The 19,931-nt window shown below is 75.3% G+C and carries 14 protein-coding genes and 1 pseudogene; 5 read left to right on the top strand and 10 right to left on the bottom strand.

Annotated elements, in window-relative coordinates; all coding sequences use genetic code 11:
- Nucleotides 1-35 precede the first annotated feature (35 nt).
- The 6 genes from ACZ6Y7_RS07350 to ACZ6Y7_RS07325 all read right to left on the bottom strand — a co-directional run bounded on the left by ACZ6Y7_RS07350 (nucleotide 36) and on the right by ACZ6Y7_RS07325 (nucleotide 9,965).
- Nucleotides 36-1,211, bottom strand: coding sequence for an acyl-CoA dehydrogenase family protein (locus ACZ6Y7_RS07350; protein WP_465756857.1), 1,176 nt, complete (start codon nucleotides 1,209-1,211; stop codon nucleotides 36-38).
- Complete coding sequence (locus ACZ6Y7_RS07345) at nucleotides 1,208-4,315, bottom strand: non-ribosomal peptide synthetase (protein WP_465756856.1); 3,108 nt, start codon at nucleotides 4,313-4,315, stop codon at nucleotides 1,208-1,210. Before ACZ6Y7_RS07345 ends, ACZ6Y7_RS07350 begins: the two co-directional genes overlap by 4 nt.
- A 406-nt stretch (nucleotides 4,316-4,721) precedes the next feature.
- Nucleotides 4,722-6,032: a non-ribosomal peptide synthetase gene (locus ACZ6Y7_RS07340; protein ID WP_465756855.1), complete on the bottom strand. Its 1,311-nt coding sequence runs from the start codon at nucleotides 6,030-6,032 to the stop codon at nucleotides 4,722-4,724.
- 47 nt (nucleotides 6,033-6,079) lie between these two features.
- Nucleotides 6,080-7,486 (bottom strand): MFS transporter, encoded by a 1,407-nt coding sequence (locus ACZ6Y7_RS07335; RefSeq protein WP_465756854.1) that lies wholly within the window; start codon nucleotides 7,484-7,486, stop codon nucleotides 6,080-6,082.
- Between the two features lie 432 nt (nucleotides 7,487-7,918).
- Complete coding sequence (locus ACZ6Y7_RS07330) at nucleotides 7,919-9,139, bottom strand: PP2C family protein-serine/threonine phosphatase (protein WP_465756853.1); 1,221 nt, start codon at nucleotides 9,137-9,139, stop codon at nucleotides 7,919-7,921.
- 154 nt (nucleotides 9,140-9,293) lie between these two features.
- Nucleotides 9,294-9,965: a maleylpyruvate isomerase family mycothiol-dependent enzyme gene (locus ACZ6Y7_RS07325; protein WP_465756852.1), complete on the bottom strand. Its 672-nt coding sequence runs from the start codon at nucleotides 9,963-9,965 to the stop codon at nucleotides 9,294-9,296.
- 71 nt (nucleotides 9,966-10,036) lie between these two features.
- Between ACZ6Y7_RS07325 and ACZ6Y7_RS07320 the strand changes: the two genes are divergently transcribed.
- The gene (locus tag ACZ6Y7_RS07320; protein ID WP_465756851.1) at nucleotides 10,037-11,188 is read left to right on the top strand and encodes a LysR family transcriptional regulator; all 1,152 of its coding nucleotides are present in this window, start codon (nucleotides 10,037-10,039) and stop codon (nucleotides 11,186-11,188) included.
- A 32-nt stretch (nucleotides 11,189-11,220) separates the two neighbouring features.
- Here the strand turns inward: ACZ6Y7_RS07320 and ACZ6Y7_RS07315 are convergent.
- Nucleotides 11,221-12,333: pseudogene (locus ACZ6Y7_RS07315) on the bottom strand (erythromycin esterase family protein); the annotation flags it as partial.
- A gap of 107 nt (nucleotides 12,334-12,440) precedes the next feature.
- On the opposite strand from ACZ6Y7_RS07315, the gene ACZ6Y7_RS07310 reads away from it, so the two are divergent.
- Complete coding sequence (locus ACZ6Y7_RS07310) at nucleotides 12,441-13,169, top strand: TioE family transcriptional regulator (protein WP_465756850.1); 729 nt, start codon at nucleotides 12,441-12,443, stop codon at nucleotides 13,167-13,169.
- Nucleotides 13,170-13,967: 798 nt separating this feature from the next.
- Here ACZ6Y7_RS07310 and ACZ6Y7_RS07305 read toward each other — a convergent pair.
- Nucleotides 13,968-14,822, bottom strand: coding sequence for an AfsR/SARP family transcriptional regulator (locus ACZ6Y7_RS07305; RefSeq protein ID WP_465757012.1), 855 nt, complete (start codon nucleotides 14,820-14,822; stop codon nucleotides 13,968-13,970).
- 290 nt (nucleotides 14,823-15,112) lie between these two features.
- Nucleotides 15,113-15,886 carry a ScbR family autoregulator-binding transcription factor gene (locus ACZ6Y7_RS07300; protein ID WP_465756849.1) on the bottom strand — a complete coding sequence of 258 codons (774 nt, stop codon included), beginning with the start codon at nucleotides 15,884-15,886 and terminating at the stop codon, nucleotides 15,113-15,115.
- Nucleotides 15,887-16,349: 463 nt separating this feature from the next.
- Here ACZ6Y7_RS07300 and ACZ6Y7_RS07295 point away from each other — a divergent pair, with 463 nt between their 5' ends.
- From ACZ6Y7_RS07295 to ACZ6Y7_RS07285, 3 genes are all read left to right on the top strand, one after another.
- The gene (locus ACZ6Y7_RS07295; protein ID WP_465756848.1) at nucleotides 16,350-17,348 is read left to right on the top strand and encodes a ScbA/BarX family gamma-butyrolactone biosynthesis protein; all 999 of its coding nucleotides are present in this window, start codon (nucleotides 16,350-16,352) and stop codon (nucleotides 17,346-17,348) included.
- A 350-nt stretch (nucleotides 17,349-17,698) separates the two neighbouring features.
- The gene (locus ACZ6Y7_RS07290; RefSeq protein WP_465756847.1) at nucleotides 17,699-18,199 is read left to right on the top strand and encodes a DUF5959 family protein; all 501 of its coding nucleotides are present in this window, start codon (nucleotides 17,699-17,701) and stop codon (nucleotides 18,197-18,199) included.
- Between the two features lie 335 nt (nucleotides 18,200-18,534).
- Nucleotides 18,535-19,203, top strand: coding sequence for a response regulator (locus ACZ6Y7_RS07285; protein WP_465756846.1), 669 nt, complete (start codon nucleotides 18,535-18,537; stop codon nucleotides 19,201-19,203).
- A 9-nt stretch (nucleotides 19,204-19,212) separates the two neighbouring features.
- Here the strand turns inward: ACZ6Y7_RS07285 and ACZ6Y7_RS07280 are convergent, their stop codons facing one another.
- The gene (locus ACZ6Y7_RS07280) at nucleotides 19,213-19,929 is read right to left on the bottom strand and encodes an SDR family NAD(P)-dependent oxidoreductase (RefSeq protein WP_465756845.1); all 717 of its coding nucleotides are present in this window, start codon (nucleotides 19,927-19,929) and stop codon (nucleotides 19,213-19,215) included.
- Nucleotides 19,930-19,931 lie beyond the last annotated feature (2 nt).

The raw sequence follows: 19,931 nt of genomic DNA, 5'->3' as shown, positions 1-19,931 counted from the left end.
CGGGGTCTCCTTCGCTCTAGGGGTGTGACAGGCCGTCAGTTCAGGCCCATGGAACGGGCGATGATCACCTTCTGCACCTCGGAGGTGCCCTCGATGATCGTCGTCATCCGCACGTAGCGGTACAGGAACTCCAGCGGGTGGCCGCGCACCCAGCCGGTGGCGCCGTGCACCTGGAGCGAGCGGTCGACCGCGCGCACGGCGGTCTCGGAGGCGGTGAGCTTGGCGAGCGCGGCGTTCTCGGGGGACTCGGTGCCCTCGTCGACCAGCCGGGCGCAGGCGAGGGTGAGCAGCTTGGAGGCCTCGACCTCGGCCCGGGTGGCGACCAGGTGCTCCTGGACGTGCTGGTACTCGCCGATCACCCGGCCGAAGGCGCGCCGTTCCTTGGCGTAGTCGACGCCGACGCGCAGCGCGTACTCGGCGATGCCGTTGCACATCGCGGCGACCACCAGGCGGCCGCGGGAGAGGCTGTCGATGGCGAGGGCGGTGGCCGCGCCGACGCCCTCCTCGCCGCCGATCACGGCCTCCGGGCCGACGGTGACGCCGTCGAGCAGCAGCTCGAACAGCGGCTCGCCGGACATGCCCTCGTAGCGCTGGCCGATCCGCAGACCGGGCTGGTCCATCGGCAGCACGAAGGCGGTGGCGCCGCCGGTGGGGCCGGCGCCGTCACCGAGGTCGGTGGCGGCGACGACCAGGGCGAGCCCGGCGTGCTCGGCGTTGCTGACGAAGGTCTTGCGCCCGTTGATCACCCAGCGCTCGCCCTCGCGGACGGCGGTGGTGGTGAGCCGGAAGGCGTCGGAGCCGGCGTGCGGCTCGGTGAGGGCGAGGCAGCGGGTCTGCTCGCCGCGCACCAGCGGGACCAGGTGGCGCTCGACCTGCTCGGGGGTGCCGTGGCGCAGCAGCGGACTGGGGCCGTCGGAGCCGGCCAGCGCGTACGGCGCGAGGACGCAGCCGCTGCGCCCGGCGGCGTGGTGCAGCAGGACGACGGCGGTGAAGGGCATGTCGGAGCCGCCGAGCTCCTCGGGGTAGTCGCCCGCGTAGAAGCCGAGCGCGGCGGAGCGCTTGCGGACGTAGCGGCGCAGGTCGCCCGGCACCTGGTCGGCGGTCTCGGGCAACTCGGCGGCGAGAGGGACGAGTTCGCGGCGGATGAAGCTCTCGAAGGCGTCCACGAGTTCGTGGTGGCCGTCCTCCAGGACGGCGGAGGGGGCGCTCACTTGGCGTCTCCGGTGAGGACGCGGGCCTGGTCGGCCAGCACGGCGTGGCGGAACAGGGTGCGCAGCGGCGGGCGGGTGCCGAGATGGGGTTCCAGGTAGGCGGCGAGCTGAGCGGCGAGCAGCGAGTGGCCGCCGACCTCGAAGAAGTGCGAGTCCGGGGAGAAGCGGTCGTGGCCGAGCACCTCGCGCCAGGCGGCGGCGATCAGCTCCTGGCCGGGGTCGGCGAAGGCGGTCGGCGCGGTCTGCCGCTCGGCGGGCTCGGCCGCGGACTCGTCGACCAGGCGGGCGAGGGCGGCGCGGTCGGGCTTGCCGCCGGGCAGGGTCGGCATCGCCGGGACGGCGGTCCAGCTCGCCGGGACGAGTCCGGCGGGCAGTCGGCGGGCGAGCGCCTCGTGCATGGCGGCCTGGTCGACGCTGCCGCCGCCCTCCAGGAAGCCGAGCAGCCGGGGGCCGGCCTGCGGATCGGTGTGCAGCACCACCGCGCAGGGGCGGCCGCCGAGTTCGGCGGAGGCCGCGGCCTCGATCTCCTCCAGCTCGATCCGGTGGCCGCGCAGCTTGACCTGGTTGTCGGCGCGGCCGAGGAACCACAGCCGGCCGTCCAGGTCGCGGTAGCCGCGGTCGCCGGTGCGGTAGACCCGGGCGCCGCCGAGCGCGGGGACGGTGGCGAAGCGGGCGGCGGTCGGCTCCGGCAGGCCGACGTAGCCGTCGGCCAGCATCGGTCCGGCGACCGCGAGTTCGCCGACGCAGCCGGCCGGCAGCGGGCGCAGCGTGTCGTCCAGGACGTGCATCCGCACGCCGTCCAGTTCGGTGCCGAGCGGGATCTCGCCGTCCTCGGCGATGTCGGCGGCGGTCACCCGGTGCACGGTGGAGGTGACGGTCGCCTCGGTGACGCCGTAGGCGTTCAGCACGGTGGTGGCGTCGGTCAGGCCGGCGAGGGCCCGGGCGGGCAGGCGCTCGCCGCCGAGCACGAGCAGCCGGGGCGTCCACCGGCCGTCGCGCAGCGCCTCGCGCAGGTCCTCGCGGACGGCGAGCAGGTAGCTGGTCGGCAGGTTGGCGACGGTGACGCCGCGGGCGGCCAGTACGGCGACCAGCTCGGGCCCGGTGGGCACCTCGCGCTGCGGCACGACCAGGGCGGCACCGACCGCGAGGGCGGGCAGCACCTCCTCCAGGGCCACGTCGAAGGACGGCCGGGCGAACAGCAGCACCCGGTCGGCGGAGGTGAGTTCGTAGCGGGCGGCGATCGCGGCGACGTACCCGGCGAGGGCCTCCCGGCCGACCTGCACGGGCTTAGGCACGCCGGTGGAGCCGGAGGTGTGGATCAGGTACGCGGCGCCGTCCAGCACGGCGGCGGGCTCGGCCTTCGGGAAGGCCGGGCCGTCCAGCAGCGCCGGGGTGACGCCCTCGGCGGGCAGCGCGAGCGCGCTCTGCCGGGTGGCCAGCACCAGCGCCGGGCTCAGCCGCTCCAGCAGCAGGCCGAGCCGGGCGGCCGGGTCCTCGGTGGACAGCGGCGCGTAGACGGCGCCGTGGCGCAGACAGGCGAGCAGGGCGACGACGCTGTCGGCGCCGCGCGGCAGCACGGTGGCCACCGGCTGGCCCGGGGTGACCCCGGCGGCGCGCAGCCGCTCGACCAACTCGGTGACCCGGTGGTCGAGTTCGCCGTAGCTGATCCGCTCGGTGCCGGCCAGCAGGGCGAGCGCGGTCGGGTCGTGGACGGCGGCCGGGTCGAGCGCGTCCGGGATCGTGCCGGCGGGCAGGGCGGTCGGCTCGGCCTCCGCCTCGGCGGCGGGGGCCAGCTCGGCGATCGGCGCCTGCGGGCGGTCGAGGTAGCAGCGCAGCAGCTCCAGCAGCCGCTCGGAGAGCAGCACCGCGTCCGACTCGCGGAACAGGTCGGCGTCGTAGTCCCAGACCAGGGTCATCCCGGCGGCGCCGTGCTTCTCGCCGACCACCCGGCGGTCGTCCGGCAGCAGCACCACGTCGAGGTCGAAGCGGGTGGTGCCGGTGTTGAACCCCTCGTACAGCGAGACCTCGAGCCCGGGCGCCTGGACGTCCGGCAGCGCCGCGTCGTGCGCGCTGAACATCACGTTCCACAGCGGGTTGTCGGCGCCACCGGTGTGCAGGCCGAGCCGGCGGGTCAGCTCCTGGACCGGCAGGTCCTGGTACGGCAGCGCGCGCATCAGCACGTCGGTGGCCTCGTCGACGGCGTCGGTGCCGGTGGCCGCGGGGTCGAGCCGCAGGCGCAGCGGCACCGTGTTCACGAACATGCCGACGGTGCCCTCGAAGCCCTCCGGACGGTTGCCGACGGCGGTCCCGATCACCATCTCGCGGTGCCCGCTGTGCCGGCGCAGCAGTTCGGCGAGCAGGGCGAGCAGGGTGCTGAACGGGGTGTGGCCGTCCGCCGTGCTGCGCTCGCGCAGCCGTTCGGCGAGGTCGGCACCGATCGCCTGGCGCAGCTGCCCGCCGCGGTGGCGCCGCTCGACGCCCGGCCGGGCCAGGCCGGGGAGCGTGACCTCGCGCGGGGCGCCGGTCAACTCCTTGGTCCAGAAGTCGAGTCCGCGGTCGCGGGGGAGGTCGGCGGCGGCGCGCGCGTGCTCCTCGTACGAGGGCGCGGCGGGCAGTTCGTACGGCTCGCCGAGGACCTGGGCGCGGTAGACGGTGAACAGGTCGCGCAGCAGGATCGCGAAGGAGTGGCCGTCGTGGACGAGGTGGTGCTCGACGTGGATCAGCCGGTGGTGGTCCTCGGCGATCCGGACCAGGTGCCAGCGCAGCACCGGCGCGCGCTCCGTGTCCACCGGCTCCTCGGCCTCGGCGGCGAGCAGCCGCCGGAAGGCGGCCTCCGGGTCGGCCTCGGCGGAGAAGTCGCTGTGGCGCAGCTCAGGGCGGCACCCCTCGGCGACCCGCTGTCCGGGCAGGCCCTCGGCCCGCGGCACCAACTCCAGCCGCAGGCCGGGGTGGTGGTCCAGGACGGCGGCCAGACCGGTGTACAGCGCGTCCCGGTCGAGGGTGCCCCACAGGTCGAGGACGGCGGTGAAGTTGTAGGCGCGGCTTCCCGGCAGCATCTGCTCGTGCAGCCAGACGATCTCCTGGGACGGAGAGAGTGCGAACATCGGCGTTTCCCTTGTGTGGTGGGCTTGTCGGCACTGCGGTGGCCGGCGGCGGGCGTGGGGTGGTCCCGCTCCGGCCGGTGGACCGGGGCGCGCTGGGGTGGGGCGCGGCCCGGCGTCCGTGGTCCGGGCGTGCGCACGGGCGCGCCCCTCGGGGCACGCGTGCGCGGGCACGGTGGATCCGGCGAGGCGGATCCGGTGTGGGGATGGGGAGTTCGGCCCGCGCGGAGGGGGCGCGGGTGATCCGGCCCGCGCCCCGAGGAGGCGCGCGGGAGGTCTGGCCGCGCCCTGGGGAAGGGCGCGGGAGGTCTGGGCCGTGCCACGGGGAAGGGCGCGGGCGTGCGGTCCGCGCTCCCCGGGTGAGGGCGCGGGTTCCGGTGGTCGCGCTCCCGCCCGGGGGCGGGAGCGGTCAGGCGTGGGAGGCCAGGCGGGCCCGTCCGTGCAGGTGCTGCCGCAGGACGGCGAGCAGGTCGTCGAAGGCGGCCCGGGCGTCGGCCTCGGGGAAGCGGTCGCTGTCCCAGGCGAGCCGGATCAGCAGGTCGTCGCCGTGCGAGGCGGAGACGGCCAGCGGGGCGGCGAGCGGCCGTCCGGCCAGGTGGGTCTCCCGGCCGGGCGTGCCGCCGAGCACCAGCGGCGGGCGGCGGTGCAGGTCCTCCAGGGTGAGCATGGCGTCCAGCGCTCCCGACCAGGGCGCCCCGGCGGTACGGGCGGCGCGCACCACCTCGTCGAACGGGGTGCCGGCGTGGTCGAGGTCGTCCCACCAGGCGTCGGCGAGGTCGTCCAGCGCGCCCGTGGCGGCCGGCCCGGCCGGGTGCACCAGGGTGTTGAGGAAGCAGCCGAGCGCGGCGGGTGCGCCGGGCGGGCGGCCGCCCCACGGGTAGCCGAGCGCGAGCAGCCCTCCCCCGGCCCCGGGGAGCGGCCCCCGGGCCCGGTGGAGCCGGTGCGCGGCGACTCCGACCGCGTCCAGCAGGGCCGGGAAGACGGCGGTGCGGGCGGCCCCCTCGGCGGCGGGCAGCCGCTCGACGAGCATGCCGGTGGCGGCGGCCGCGCCGCCGCCCGCGCCGGTCAGGCCGCCTAGCCGGCGGCCCCAGTGGGCCTGCGCGGCGGGGCCGCCGGCGGCGTCCTCGGCGGTGAGCTGGAGTTCGACGGCCTGCCGGTAGTCGGCCAGGGCCTGCGCGGTGGGCCCGTCCGCCGGCGCTTCGTCCCCCTCGTACGCCCGGCTCAGCTCGGCGGTGAGCACGCCGAGCGACTGCTCGTCACAGGCGGCGTGGTCCAGCGCCAGGGCGAGCAACTCCTCCTCGCCGTCCGGCTCCCGGGCGATCAGCAGGCGCAGCGCGGGCCCGTCGACGGGCCAGTCCAGCAGGACGCGGCGCAGCGCCTCGCGGGCCGTGCCGCCGGGGGCGACGGCGATCCGGGCGGCCTCGACGGACGGGCCGCCGACCCGCAGGACGGGAGTGCCGCGTACGGTCGCGAATCCGCCGCACAGGGCGGGGTGGCGGCCGGCGACCGCGGCGGCGGCGCGGCCCAGCCGGTCCGGGTCGAGGGTGCCCGCCGGGTAGGCGAAGAGCAGCGGGACGACGTCGGACCGGGTCTGCGGCGCGAGGCGGCGGGTGATCAGGAAGCGCCGCTGGGCGCCGGTCAGCGGGAGCAGCTCCACGGGGGAGCGGGCGGCGGCGGCACTGTACCGGGCGAGGTAGGCGGCGGTGATGCTGGCGTGCACGGAACGGTCTCCGGTTTCCGGTCGCGGCTCGGCAGGTCTGGGGTGGGTCACGGGGTGCTGCGGCTCATGGCGGGCTCCTCGGTGGCCGTCGCGTCGGCGGTCGCGTCGGCGCTGGCGTCGGCGGGCGCGTCGGCGCTCGATTCCCGGGTGGCGCCGGTCGTTTCGGTCCCGGGCTGGTCGCCGGACGGCGCGTCACCGCCCGGCGCGTCGGCGTTCGGCAGGTCGCGCATCCGTCGCAGCGGCGACAGCAGCAGCGGCAGCGGGACGAGCAGGAAGCCGGCCGCGCAGAGCCAGAGCGCGGTGCGCGGCCCGGCCGTCTCGGCGACGGTCCCGCCGCCCAACGCGCCGAGCGGCAGCGTGCCCCACACCAGGAAGCGCATGGTGGCGTTCATCCGCCCGAGCAGCGCGGGCGGGCAGACGCTCTGCCGGAAGCTGACCTGGGCGACGTTGTAGGCGACCGCACCGAACAGCACCACCCCGGAGGCGATGCCGAACAGCACCACGCCCGCACCGCCGCCGGACAGCGGCCAGAGCACCGCGAACGGCGCCGTCACCAGGGTCGACAGCCAGATCAGCCGGGCCTGCCCGACCCACCGCGCCAGCCGGCCTGCGCACAGCGCGCCCGCCAGCCCGCCGACGGCGGAGGTCGATAGCAGGACGCCGATCACGCCGGGCGACAGGTCGAGCACCCGCACCCAGAAGACCGTCTGCACGGCCATCAGTACGGCGGCGAACAGGTTGGACACCGCGGTGGCGGTCGCGATCGCCCGCAGCAGCGGGTGTCCGAGCACGAACCGGACGCCCTCCGCCACCTCGGCGCGCAGCGAGCGTCCGGGCTCCGGCTCCGGCCGCGGCTCCTCGACCCGGATCCGGGCGAGCAGCAGCGCGGAGGCCAGGTACCCGCAGGCGTCGGCCACGATGGCGAGCGGCGCGCCGAGCAGCTGGACGAGCCCGCCGCCGAGGCCCGGCCCGGCGATCTGCGCCGAGGAGCGGACCGTTTCCAGCGCCCCGTTGCCGCCGACCAGTTGCTCGCGCGGCAGGACGGCGGGCAGGAAGGACTGGTGGGCCACGTCGAAGAACACCGTGGCCACCCCGGTGACCAGGGCCACCAGGTAGAGCTGCGGCATGGTCAGCACCCCGAGCGCCGCGGCCGGGGGGATCGACCCCACGGCCAGGCAGCGCACGAGGTCGGCGCGGATCAGCACCGGAAGCTTGCGCATCCGGTCCAGCCAGGCGCCGGCCGGCAGGCCGACCAGCAGGAAGGCCGCGGTCTCGGCGGCAGTCAGCAGACCGACCTCGAACGGGGTCGCGTCCAGCACCATCACCGCCACCAAGGGCAGCGCGACCAGGGTGACCTGACTGCCCGTCTGGGCCGCCGCGGCTCCGGTCAGCAGGAGCCGGAAATCGCGGTGGCCGAGCAGACGGGCCTGACGGGGCTGAGGCTTCTCGTTCATCGGTTCGACTCTCGGTCACCGCTTCGACACGGAGCAAACACCGGGTCCGTTTCCGGACGAACCCCGGCTCGGCCGGAACCCGCCACTCCCTCAGCCGCCCCTTGGAAGCCTCTTACGTCCCCTTATGGACCGGCCGGGACGCCGTAGGACGGCCCCGGACGCCGCTCCGCCAAGGCGTCCCGGCCCGAGCGGCACCCGGGGGCACGGTCGGGGGCGGCCGGAGCGTCCGTCCATTTCTCTGTCCGATATCCGGACGTCGACTTTCCGGCCACCGGACGCCGTCACTCAACTTGGCCGGATTCCGTGGAGTGCCGCGCGCCCTTCACCTCGTCGTGATATCCGCGTGACCCTCGGCGACCGTGGAACCGACCGATCACCGCCGCGGCGGCCTCCGGGCCCCCACCGCCACCGCGGGCTTCGGGCCCCGCTCCCTCACCCGTCCGCCCGGTGGGTGATCGCGAGCACCGCCATGTCGTCGTCCCTCGGCCCGCCGGCCCACCGCTCGACGTCCGCCACCAGCGCGTCCAGCACCTCGTCCGGCCCGGCGAACGGCCCCAGCGGGCCCAGCCCGCGCACCGGGTCGTAGAACTCCCCCGCCGCGTCCCGGGCCTCGGTCACCCCGTCGGTGACCAGCAGCAGCGTGCACCCGGGCGGGAACGGCCGGCGCTCCGGCGCGGACCGCCCGGCCCCCAGCGCGCCCATCCCCAGCGGCAGTCCGGGGTCGGTCGCGTCCCACCGGCGCACCTGCGGCCGGCCCGCCCGCGCGAGCGGGGAGGCGGGCGGAGCAACCGCGGCCGGGGCCGGACCGGGGGCGGGCGGAGCGACCGCGGCCGGGGCCGGACCGGGGGCGGGCGGGTACGGACCGGGGGCGGGCGGGTACGGACCGGGGCTCAGCAGGTACGGGCCGGGGTGCCCGCAGTCCAGGGTGCGCACCGCGGCCTCCCCCGGCGGGAACTCCACCAGCAGCGCCGTGATGAACCCCTCCATCCGCTGCTCCTCGCTCAGCTGCTCGGGCTCCCGGAGCAGTGAGTCCTCCAGCGCGTCCGCGAGCGCCACCAGGTCCGGCACCCGGTGCGAGGCCTCCCGGAAGGCCCCCAGCAGCACCGAGACCGCCCCCACCGCGTGCAGCCCCTTGCCCCGCACGTCCGCGATCAACGCCCGGACGCCGTACGGGGTGGCCTGCAGCGCGTACGCGTCACCGCCGATCAGCGCCTCGTCGGCCGCGGCCCGGTAGCAGGCCGCGACCGACAGCGCGCCCACCCGCCCCGGCGGCTCCGGCAGCACCGCCCGCTGCGCCGCCTCCGCCACCGACCGCACCCGCTCCAGCCGCCGCCCGTGCCGGGCCACCACCCGGTTCACCCCGATGCCGAGCAGCGCGGCGAAAGCCGTGTTCGCCAGTTCCAGGTAGCCGTCCCCGGTCCCGATCGAGCCGTCCCGGACGGACAGCACCAGGATCCCGGTCAGATTGGCCGCTCCCACCGCGAGGGTGTCCCGCAGGCCCAGCAGCGCGCCCGCCAGCACGGCGGCCGCCGCCAGCATCGGATCGCCCCAGTAGTCGGCCGGACCCTGCGAGTTCCACAGCAGCCCGCCGATGATCAGCAACCACGGCGCGACCCGCACGTACGGCGGCCACTGCACGGACCTCGGGGGCATCGGCGACCTGGCTTCCGTCTCACCACCATCCGGAAGGGCTTCCTCCGATCGTAGGCACCGGCCCCCGGAACGCGCATGACGGCCGCGGACGGCCGCGGGGGCGGGCCGCTTCCTGCCCGCCTCGGGTCACCCGCCCCGGGTCACCCGCCCCGGGTCACCCGCCCCGGACGTAGCGTCCGGCGCCCGGCCCCGACAACAGCCCTTCCGGCACCCGCCGCCCGTACGCCACCAGGAGGAGGTGCTCTGCCCGGCCGGCCACGACCAGCGGACCGGCCCCGTACGCCCAGTCCGCGTCCGTCGCCTCCAGCCGGACGCCGTCGAGCCGCGCCCCGAAGAAGCGCAGGGAGAAGGGGGAGACACCGGCCAGCACGGCCGTCGCCCGCTCCACCGGCAGCCGCGCGGGCAGTCCGAGCGCCACGGTGATGTCGAGGCCGTGGACGGCGTCGTGGGCCAGAGCGGCGATCGGTCCGCCGACGGGCGGGCGCCAGGGGTGGTCGGCGTGCTCGGCCATGGCGGCGGCGAGTGCGCGCTCGGTCATGGCGGCGGCGTCGCGGCGGGCGATCCGGTCGGCCATGCGATGGACGTTGCCGCCGGAGCGGGCGAGTTCCAGGAGGGTGCGCGCGGTCGAGTGCCGGAAGCCGGTGCTCATGTGCGCGGCCACCTCACGGACCCGCCAACCCCCGCACAGCGAGGGCGCGTTCCACTGCTCGGGGGTGAGATCGGCGAACAGCTCGGCGAGTTCACGGCGCTCGGCCGCGATCTCCTGCCGGATGCTCGGGTTCCGGCGGGGCCGGTCGGTGTCCTGTTCCTGCGGCACGGTTTCCATGCGTCCAGCCTGCGGCCGGAACCGTACGCCCGTCCAAGACCGGGGAGTTCTGCCGCCTATGATCGGCGGTTATGGAACTGCGGCAGCTCCGGTACTTCGTCGCCGTCGCCCAGCACGGCAGCTTCACCCGGGCCGCGCAGCTGCTGCACCTGACCCAACCCGGGGTCAGTTCGCAGATCCGGCAGCTGGAGCGCGAGCTCGGCCACCCGCTGCTCGACCGCTCGGGCCGCACCGTGCGCCTCACCCCGGTCGGCGAGGCGGTGCTGCCGCACGCGCGGGCCGCGCTCGCCTCCGCCGCGGCGGCCCGGCGGACGGCGCAGGAGTTCGGCGGTCTGCAGCGCGGACACGTACGGCTGGGCATGGTCGCCGGGGCGGCGCTGAGCCCGCCGGCCGAGCCGGGCGCCTTCCCCGGGCTCGCCACCACCCTCGCCGCGTTCCGCCAGGAGCACCCCGGCATCGACTTCTCGCTGGCCGAGGACACCACCGCGGGCATGCTCGCCGCACTGCGCGACGGACGGCTGGACCTCGCGGTGATCGCGTTGCCCGCCGCCGCGAGCGGGCGGGAGGACGACGACGGCTGGACGACCCTGGCCGGGCTCGCCCTGCATGCCGTGCTCGAGGTCCCGCTGGTCGCGGCCTGCCCCGAGCACCACCCGCTCGCGACCGCCCGGGCCGGCGCCGCGCACCCCGGTGGTCCGGAAGGCCCCGCGCTGCGCGAGGCCGGCCGGAACGACCGGCTCCCGATCGCCGCGCTGGCCGGACACCCCCTGGTGAGCACCCCGCGCGGCACCGGCATGCGCACCGCCCTGGAACGCGCCCTGGCCGAGGTCGGGGCGTGCCCGACCGTCGGCGTCGAGGCCGCCGCGCCACCGCAGTTGGCGGAACTCGCGGCACACGGGCTGGGCGTCGCCGTCCTGCCGGACCCGGGCCCCCACCCCGGACTGCGGATCCGCCCGCTGGCCGACCCCGTCCCGCGCGTGCGGATCGCCCTGGCCTGGCCGGGCGGCCGGCCCGCCGCGCCGCCGACCGCCGCCCTGGTGTCCCACCTGCGGGCGGCCTACCCGGGGCCGGACACCGCTCAGCCTTCGGGTGCTGCCGCAGTTCCTTCCCGCGCCTCCGCGGCTGCCGCCCGTGCCTCCGCGGCTGCCGCCACCGCCGCGCCGTCGGCGACGTGCAGGAGTGCGGCCGCGCCGTCGAGCACCTCCCGGTCGAGCGGGAAGTAGCCTTGCCGCGGCGTGGTGTCGGTGCGCTCACGGCCTCCGGCGGGCAGCACCGCCTCGGTCAGCTCCCAGTGAAGGATGCGCTGTTGGAGTTGCGCCTCGTAGGTGTCCGGGGCGGGTTCGGCCAGCCCGATGGCCTCGCTGCGGCCCAGGCTCGCGGCGATGAAGGCGTACCGTTCGCCCAGCAGCGCACCGACGATGCGACCCGCGCTGTTCCAGCCGCAGTCCAGCTCGCCCAGGGCCCAGGTGCTCGGGTTCCGCCGCAGGTGCTGGTTGTGCGAGAAGACCAGCGTCGGCCCGCGCCGCGCTTCGAACTCGCGGATGTCGAGGAGGTTCTGCGCCATGAGCGCGTCCCGCACACCGATCAGGCCGCTCAGGCGGTCGCTCGGGGTGAGGCCCGGGACCGCCGACTGCGCGTGGTAGCGCAGCAGACCGATGCCCGCGGTCAGCTGCGCCCTGGCCCTGGCCCACCGTGCCAGGGAGGTCGCTGCGATCAACTCCGGTGCCCGCGCGTGGAGTCGGTTGAGCAGGTCGTCGGCCAGGCAGCGCAGCCGCTGGGCCTCGGCGGTGGCACCGGGCGACTGCGCCGGGTCCAGCACCGCCTCGGCCCGGCTCCAGCGCTCGTCCTCGCCGGCCGGACCGGCGATGTCGACGTCGACGCCCGCGCCCGCGTCGGTGCCGGTGCCGGTGCCAGTGCCGGTGTCGGTGCCGGTGTCGGTGCCGACGTCCGTGCCGAGCTGCAGGTAGTCGCGGGCGTGTTCGAGGTAGCGGCGCGGGCTGGGGGCGCTGTAGTTCTCGGTCGGGGCGTCGAAGCCGTGGAAGGACAGCCGCTCCGCCGGCGGTCGGGTCCGGTTGAACTCCCGCATCCAGGAGACGAGTCGGCGGTTGGCGGCGTGCTCGCCGAAGCCGTGCGAGAAGCCCTCGCGCATCGCCGCATCGAGGGTGCCCACCCCCTCGCGGACGAAGTCGTCCACGGTGAACGCGGCCCCCCGGTCGGTTTCCAGGGCGATCGACCGGAAGCCCCGGTCGACCAGCCGGGCGAACAGTTCGTTGCGGATCCACCCGAAGGCGGGCTCCTGGTGCGTCGGCTCGCCGAGCCCCAGCAGCTCGCACGACGGGATGACGAAGTCGTGAATGTCCTGGCTCATGAACCTCAAGCGTATCCTTGAAAAAACGGTTGAGACTTTCCCGGTGTCAGCCCGAGGAATCCCGAGAAAACTCTCAAACCGCCCCGCACGGAGGACGACCGACGACCATGCGCCCCTCCGACCTCGCCCGCGAACACGGCATCTCGACCCAGGCGGTCCGCAACTACGAACGCGACGGCTGCCTCCCGCCCGCCGACCGCACCCCTACCGGCTACCGGATCTACACCGAGCTGCACGCGGCGGCGCTGCGCGCCTTCCTCGCCCTCGTGGCCGCGTACGGGCACGCGACCGCCGGGCAGGTCATGATCAGCGTCCACGCCGACCTGCTCGACGAGGCCCTCACCGCCCTCGACCACGGCCACGCCCGACTGCTGCGCGACCGGGAGACCTTGGCCGCCGTCCGGGAGGCCGTGGGCCATCTCGCCTCCGCGCCCGCGGTCGGGCGGCCCTCCCCCCTCGACCGACCCGACCGGCCGCCGCGCCCCGGCCCGCTCAGCATCGGCGAGGTCGCACACCGCCTCGGCGTCACCCCCGCGACCCTGCGGGCCTGGGAGGCCGCCGGCATCCTCACCCCGGTCCGCGAACACGGGACCGGCCACCGCAGCTATCTCCCGGCCGACGTCCGGGACGCCGAACTCGCCCACCTCCTCCGACGCGGCGGCTACCTGCTGGACCACATCGCCACCGTGGTCCGGCAGATCCGCTCGGCGGGCGGCACCGACGAACTGGCCGCCGCCCTGGACGGCTGGCAGCGACGCCTCACCGCCCGCGGCCTCGCCATGCTCACCGCGGCCGCCCGCCTCGACGGCTACCTGGCGCTGCGTTCCACCCCCTGACCGACCCGACCGCGCGACCGGCCCGACGGCGCGACCGACCGGATGCCGCAGCCCCGTCGCACCCCGACACCCTCGGGACCGACGCTACGGCACGCTCCCCTCCGCCTCGACGCGGTCGCCGAGGTCACCCGCGCCGTCCTGCCCGCCACCCTCCGGGACGACCGGGAGGCCCGGGAGGACCCACAACGACCCGGACGCCCCGGTCACCGACCGGGCGGCGCACGCCGGGTTCTTGCGGGCCGACGTAGCGGCGGCCACCTCCGCCAAGTGCACCACCTCCGCGACGGGCGACTCCGACGGCACCCCGCCGTACGTTCTGACCAGGCAGGACGACGGACGGTAGCTGCTGCACGCCGACCGGAACACCGAGGCGAAGACCGGGGCGGCGCGGCCCGCGGCTCCCCTGGACGAGGTGTGGGGTGAACGGCCTGGCCGTCGGCCCGGACGGCCACACCCTCTACGCCGGCGGGTACGTCCAGGACGTCAACAGCATCGCCAATCTGCAGATCATCCACTTCTGAGCGACGCGCTCCCGGCGGTCTCCCGCGCCGGCCCGACCTGCGAGAGCGGTCCGCCGTAGGAGGACCACCGAGACGGGCCCCAGGCGGTCTCGGCCGGGGTGGAGCCAAGCTGGTCCAGCTCGGCAGCTCCACCCGGGCCGCGCAGCCGCCGCCCTGACCGACCGCCCCCGCACGGACGCGTCCCGGCGAGCATCGTCCACCACGACCCCGGCGAGGTGACTCGCCGGGGTCTGACGTCCAGGTACCGGGGCCTGGAACCCCGCTTCGCCCCTCCGGGTCAGCCGACCCGGGTGAGGCGGGCGGGGCGGGCCGCGGGGCCGTCGGCGAGGGCGGCCGGCTGGTCCTGCTCGGGCCGTTCGGGCCCGGCCAGCAGGATGGAGCGCTGCAGGCGGCGCAGCGCGGCGGACGGTTCCATGCCCAACTCCCGTACCAGGGTGTTCCGCAGGCGCTGGTAGGCCTCCAGGGCCTCGCCGCGGCGCCCGGAGCGGTGCAAGGCGATCATGTACTGGCCGTGCAGGCTCTCGTGGGTGCGGTAGCGGTCGACCAGGACGGTCAGTTCGGCGAGCAGCACCCGGTGGCGCCCGAGCCTCAGGTCCGCCTCGATCCGCTGGTCCAGCGCGCAGAGCCGGGTCTCCTCCAACCGCTTGGCCTCGACGGTGAGTTGGCCGCCGACCGGGACGTCCGCGAAGGCCGGTCCGCGCCACAGCGCGAGCGCCTCGCCCAACTGGCGGGCGGCGAGCGGGAAGTCACCGGCGTCCATGGCGCGGTACCCGTACCCGGCGAGGCGGTCGAACTCCTGCAGGTCGACGAGTCCGCCGCCGCTGTTCAGCATGTAGCCGCCGGCCGAGGTGACCAGGACGTCCTTGGCGCAGGACGCTCCCGGGCCACCCTCCCCCTGGGCAAGCGCGCGGTCGATGAGGTCGCGCAGTTGCAGGACGTAGGTCTGCACGGTGGTGCGCGCGCTGCGCGGCGGACGGCCGCACCAGAGCTCCTCGGCGAGCACGCCGGCCGGGACGACCTGGTCGGCCCGTAAGGCGAGCAGGGCGAGCACCTGCCGAGGCTTCGGAGCCGTCGGCACCACCGACACCCCGCACAGTCGGACCCCCAAGGCCCCCAGCACCCGGATTTCCACGACGACCACCCCAAATCCAGACGGATCGGCGACCCCGACGGCCACCGGCCGGGCGGGCGCTCCCCTGCTCGACGCTTCCGCGAGGATCTGCGGAGGGATCGGTGGAGCACCCGACGCCTATCCAAAAACAGGACGGACGGTTTGTCAATACAAAACCGAACGCGCTGTTTGTTTTTGGGCGGAGGAATCGCCGCTGGACCGGGGCAACGGGTCGAGCGATGCCCCGACCGGCCTCGGGGAGGAGTTCGGGAGCGGACCGGGGAGCTGCTCGGAGAGGGCCCGGACGGGCCTCAGCGCGAAGCGGCCCCACCGACGCGGGCACCCTCGGCGGCCTCCCCCTCGTCGACGCGACCCTCGTCGACGCGACCCTCGCCGACGCCGCTCCCGCCGCCCTGCCCGGCCCCGGTCGCGCTCCCGGCCGCGGCCCGGGCCGCCTCCAGTTCCGCCACCACCCGGCCGCCCCGGTCCACTGCGAGGTCGAGCGTGGCGAGCACTCCGGGCACGGCGATGCTCGGCATCAGGTGCCGGTAGAGCGCGGCGACCCGGCGCTCCAGGTCCGCCCGGCCGGACAGCTTCTGGGACTGGATCTGCACGCCCGTCCAGGCGCCGGTGACCAGCCACGCGGTCTCGGCGGGGACCACCTGCGGGAGCAGTTCGCCGCGCTCGCCGGCCGCCGTCAGCACGCTCTCGGCCCGCTCGATCCACCCGGGCGCGGCGCCGCCGCTGAACTCGCCGAAGACGTCCTGGCCGAGGGAGAGCCGCGCGCCCGCGCTCAACAGCGGGTCCCTCGGCATGAGGTGCGCGACCACCATGCCGAGGTCCACGAACTCCTGGAGCTTGCAATGCCGTTCGGGGATCTCGTCGCGGCCGAACTGCTCCTCGACGACCCCCTGGGCGAGCTCCCGCTTCGAGGCGAAGTGGAAGTACACCGCACCGCGGGTCACTCCCGCGCGGGCGACGACCTCGCCGATCGTCGCACCCTCGTACCCGTACTCGTCGAAGACCGATGCCGCCGCCTCAAGGATCTGCCGACGCGTCCGGACCGCCCGTTCCTGCCGCACCACCGCAACCACCCCATCCGAAACGCTCGGCAAACAAAACCAAACACCCCGTATCTTACCCGCCGGGTAATCGGCCGATCCTTGGGCGCCACGCCTTGTACGGCGGTCTTTGAGCGAGCGAAAACCGCATGGACGGTACCGGTCGCGCAGGTGTCCGAACCCCCGACTGAGGCCCCTGGAACCGGAGGAGTACCTGCTACTTGCAGCGCCCTCTCGCCCCTCGAAGCACCCTCATGATAATGAACCCGTCAAGTCTGGCTTGTGAAATCACCGCAGGTCAATCACGCGTGGCGGTTTCGCCACGGTCGGCCGAGGGGCCGCGATACCCACGGGGAGTACTCGAACGACCGTACTCGGCTGCCGACGAACCTTCACCCAGCCGCCTTGAAAACCAAACCGGTAGGTACGTATCTTACGAGCCCTGAGCAGCCCACCCCGCCCGTCACGGCCTTTCGGAGCGCTCCCCATGACCCTGCTTGCCTTCCGCACGCCTGCCTCCGCCCCCGCCAGCGCCGAGGACCCCGGGGCCTTCCCCGGGCCGGCCCTGGCGACCGGCCCGGCACCTCGCCTGACCAGCACCGTCGCCAAGGAGTACGTCCACCGGGCCTGCCACGCCGAGGTCTTCCTCACCGGCAGCGAGCAGCTGAACGAGACCACTTTCGCGGTCTCCGCGCAATGGCCCCGGGCACACACGTTCTTCAGCACCCCGGACGGCACCCGGCACGACCCGATCCAAGCCGCTGAAACGATCCGTCAGGCCGGGCTCTACCTCGCCCACACCCGGTTCGGCGTCCCGCTCGACCACAAGTTCATGATGTGGAACCTCGACTACACCACCCGGCCGCGCCAGCTCCTGATCGGCGCGACGCCCACCGACCTCACCATCGAGGCCAAGCTCCTCGCCCAGCCGCGCCGCACCCGCACCACCGTCGACTTCACGCTCAGCACGATCGTCCGGCGCGGGGCGCAGCTGGCCGCCACCGGGCACGCCCGCTTCACCACCGTGCCGAACGCGACCTACCAGCGGCTCCGCCGGGGCCGCCACGAGGCCGACGCCCTCCCGGCACCCGGGGTGACCGCCGAGGCGCTGCCGCCGGCCCGGGTCGGCCGGCTCCGCCCCTGCGACGTCCTCCTCAGCCCGGCCGACGCGCCGGGCACCTGGCACCTCACCCCGGACTTCTGGCACCCGATCCTCTTCGACCACGCCAACGACCACATCCCCGGCATGGTCCTGCTGGAGGCCGCCCGCCAGGCCACCAACGCACTGACCAGCCCGGTCGCCGTCACGCCCACCTCCGCAGCCACCACCTTCCACCGCTACGCCGAGTACGACGCGCCCACCACCATCACCGCGCGGCACACCCCCGGCCAGGACGAGGAGGCCCTGACCACCACCGTCACCGGCCACCAGCACGGCGAGCCGATCTTCACCACCGTCCTCACCGGCCACCCGGACCACCGCTGACCCGCAGGCCCGTCACCGCACCGAGCGGGCAGCCGGTGCGGCGGGACCAACGGCACGGCGGGGCAGCCGCCCCGACCCCACCACCCGAGCGGCCCGCCCGACCTCCCCGGTCCGGCGGGCCGCCCGCGTTCCCTCACCCCGCGCCCCCGGAGAGCCGCCCGGCGCCCGGCGCGCGGCCCGCCGTTCGTCGCTCCTCCGGCCCGCCACGGCGGCCCGGGGGCGAATCCCTGGAGGAACCCACGACCCGCCGGTCTGGCCCCGGAACGAACACCTGCGCGAGGATGTCAGCCCTTGGATCCGCTGCCGACGGGGAGTACGCAGTGAGTGAAGCCGCTTCGCACCGACATGAGTTGATCAGACTGACGGACCGTCCGGGGGCGGACGACGCACCCGGCCGCGACGGACGGACCGGCGGCCGCAACGTCCGGGTCCGGGTCCTGGGGCGGCACGCTCCGGGCTCCCCGCTCGGGCACGACTGGCTGCACTGCGAGATCTCCGTCACCGCCGACTCCGTGCGCGGGCAGTTCGTCACCCTGGTGACCGATCGCCACCTGCGGGAGTGGGACGCCGCCCTGGACCGCCTCGGCCGGGGTGGCGCGGTCCGCTGGCTGGACGAGGAGCACGGCCCGGAGCTGCGGATCGAGCCCGGCCGTCCGGGCGGACTCTGGGTGACGGTGTCGGACGCGGAGGACTCGGGCGTCACCCTCCGGGTCGTCCTCTCCCCCGCCCCCGACTGGCTGGACGACCAGCGTGCCCTGCTCAAGCTCGTCCGGGACGCCTATCCGCTCGGGACGCCCGCGGTCGAGCCGAGCGCCCACGACTGGCCCGCCTCCTCGAACGAGGAGAACTGAACGATAGTCAAAGTCCTCATCCCACAACACTTCTCCTCCGGCAGAGCGGGGGGCGAGGAGGAACAACAGGGCCGCACCGCCGGGCGCGAACAGCGCCAGGTGGTGCAGCCCTCCTCGGGGTGGCGCCCCGCGGGACGACGGCGGCGTTCGCGGCGGAGGCGGCTGTCGCGCCCCGGCACAGGGAGGTGTGCGACAGCCCCGCCGCGGACGCGGTGGCGGCCGTGGCGGCCCGGTGGTGGAGGGCGGTCGGGTGGTGTGGAGGCCGGTCTGGTGGCCGAGCCCGATCAGGCCCTGCGGGAGGCTCCTCGGCGCCCGAGCCACACGATAATGACGACATGACTGACAAGCAGCTCCGCGTCGTCCTCGCCGAGGACTCGGTGATCCTCCGCGACGGGATGGTCGAACTCCTCACCGCCCGCGGCTGCGCGGTGGTCGCCACCGCCGGCACGGCCCCCGACCTGGTGGCTGCCGTCACCGAACACCGGCCCGATGTCGCCGTGGTGGACATCCGGATGCCCCCGACCCACACCGACGAGGGCATCCGGGCCGCCGTCGAGATCCGCGCCGCGCTGCCCGGGGTCGGCATCCTCGTCTTCTCCCAGCACGTCGAAACCGCCTGGGCGGCCCGCCTTCTGGACGGCGGTGCCGCCGGCGTGGGCTACCTGCTCAAGGAGCGGGTGGCCCGCACCTCCGAGTTCGTGGAGGCCCTGCAGCGGGTCGCCGCGGGCGGCACGGCGCTCGACCCGGAGATCGTCAACGGGCTGATCCGCGGCCGACGCCGCAGCCTGGTGGACACGCTCACCCCGCGCGAACGGGAGGTGCTGGAGCTGATGGCGCAGGGCCACTCCAACCGCTCGATCGCCACCCGGCTCGTGGTGTCCGAGCGGGCGGTCGAGAAGCACGTGGCCGCCGTGTTCGCCAAGTTCGACCTGCCCGCGACCGACGCCGACAACCGCCGTGTCAAGGCCGTGCTCGCCTACCTCGCGGAGCACGGCACTCCCTGACCCGGCGCGCTACCGCGTGGTGAAGGCACCCCCGTTCACGTGGATGGTCTGCCCGGTGATGTGCCGGGCGCCCGGGGAGGCGAGGAAGCACGCGGTGTGGGCGATGTCGTCGACCGTGCCCGGCCGCTTGTCGTGCGTCTCCTCCACCAACGCGCGGTGGCGTTCGTCGCTCAGCCCGCCGGCGAAGAAGTTGGTGCCCACGACGTATCCCGCGGAGATGACGTTGCAGGTCACACCCCCGGGGGCGAGCTCCGCGGACAACGAGGCGTTCCACGCGGCCAGAGCCGCCTTGGCCGCACCGTAGGAGCCACCGCGGCGTTCGGCACCGATCGATCCGATGCTGATGACGGAGCCACCGTGGACGAGTCGGTCCTGCAGCGCGGCCGTCGTCAGCACCGCGGTGAGCAGGTTCTGCCCCAGGTTGGCCTGCCACTGGGCGAGCAGCGCCTCCAACGGCGCGGCGCCCCCCGGCGCCGCCGGGGGCAGGCCGCCGGCGGCGTTGACCAGGACGTCCAGCTCCCCGAGGCGATCGGCCAGCGAGGCGACCTGCTCCGGGTCGGTCGCGTCGCAGACGACCCCGTGCACGCCCAACTCCTCGGCCGCCGGCTCGACGGTGTCGGCGCGACGCCCGGTGATGAAGACCTTCGCCTGCTCGGCGGCGAACATCCGGGCGATCGCCCGGCCGATGCCGCTGGTTCCTCCGGTGACGACCACGGTGCGAGTCATGA

This window comes from Kitasatospora sp. NPDC053308, assembly GCF_055585785.1.
This window is presented reverse-complemented; position numbering and strand designations above follow the sequence as displayed.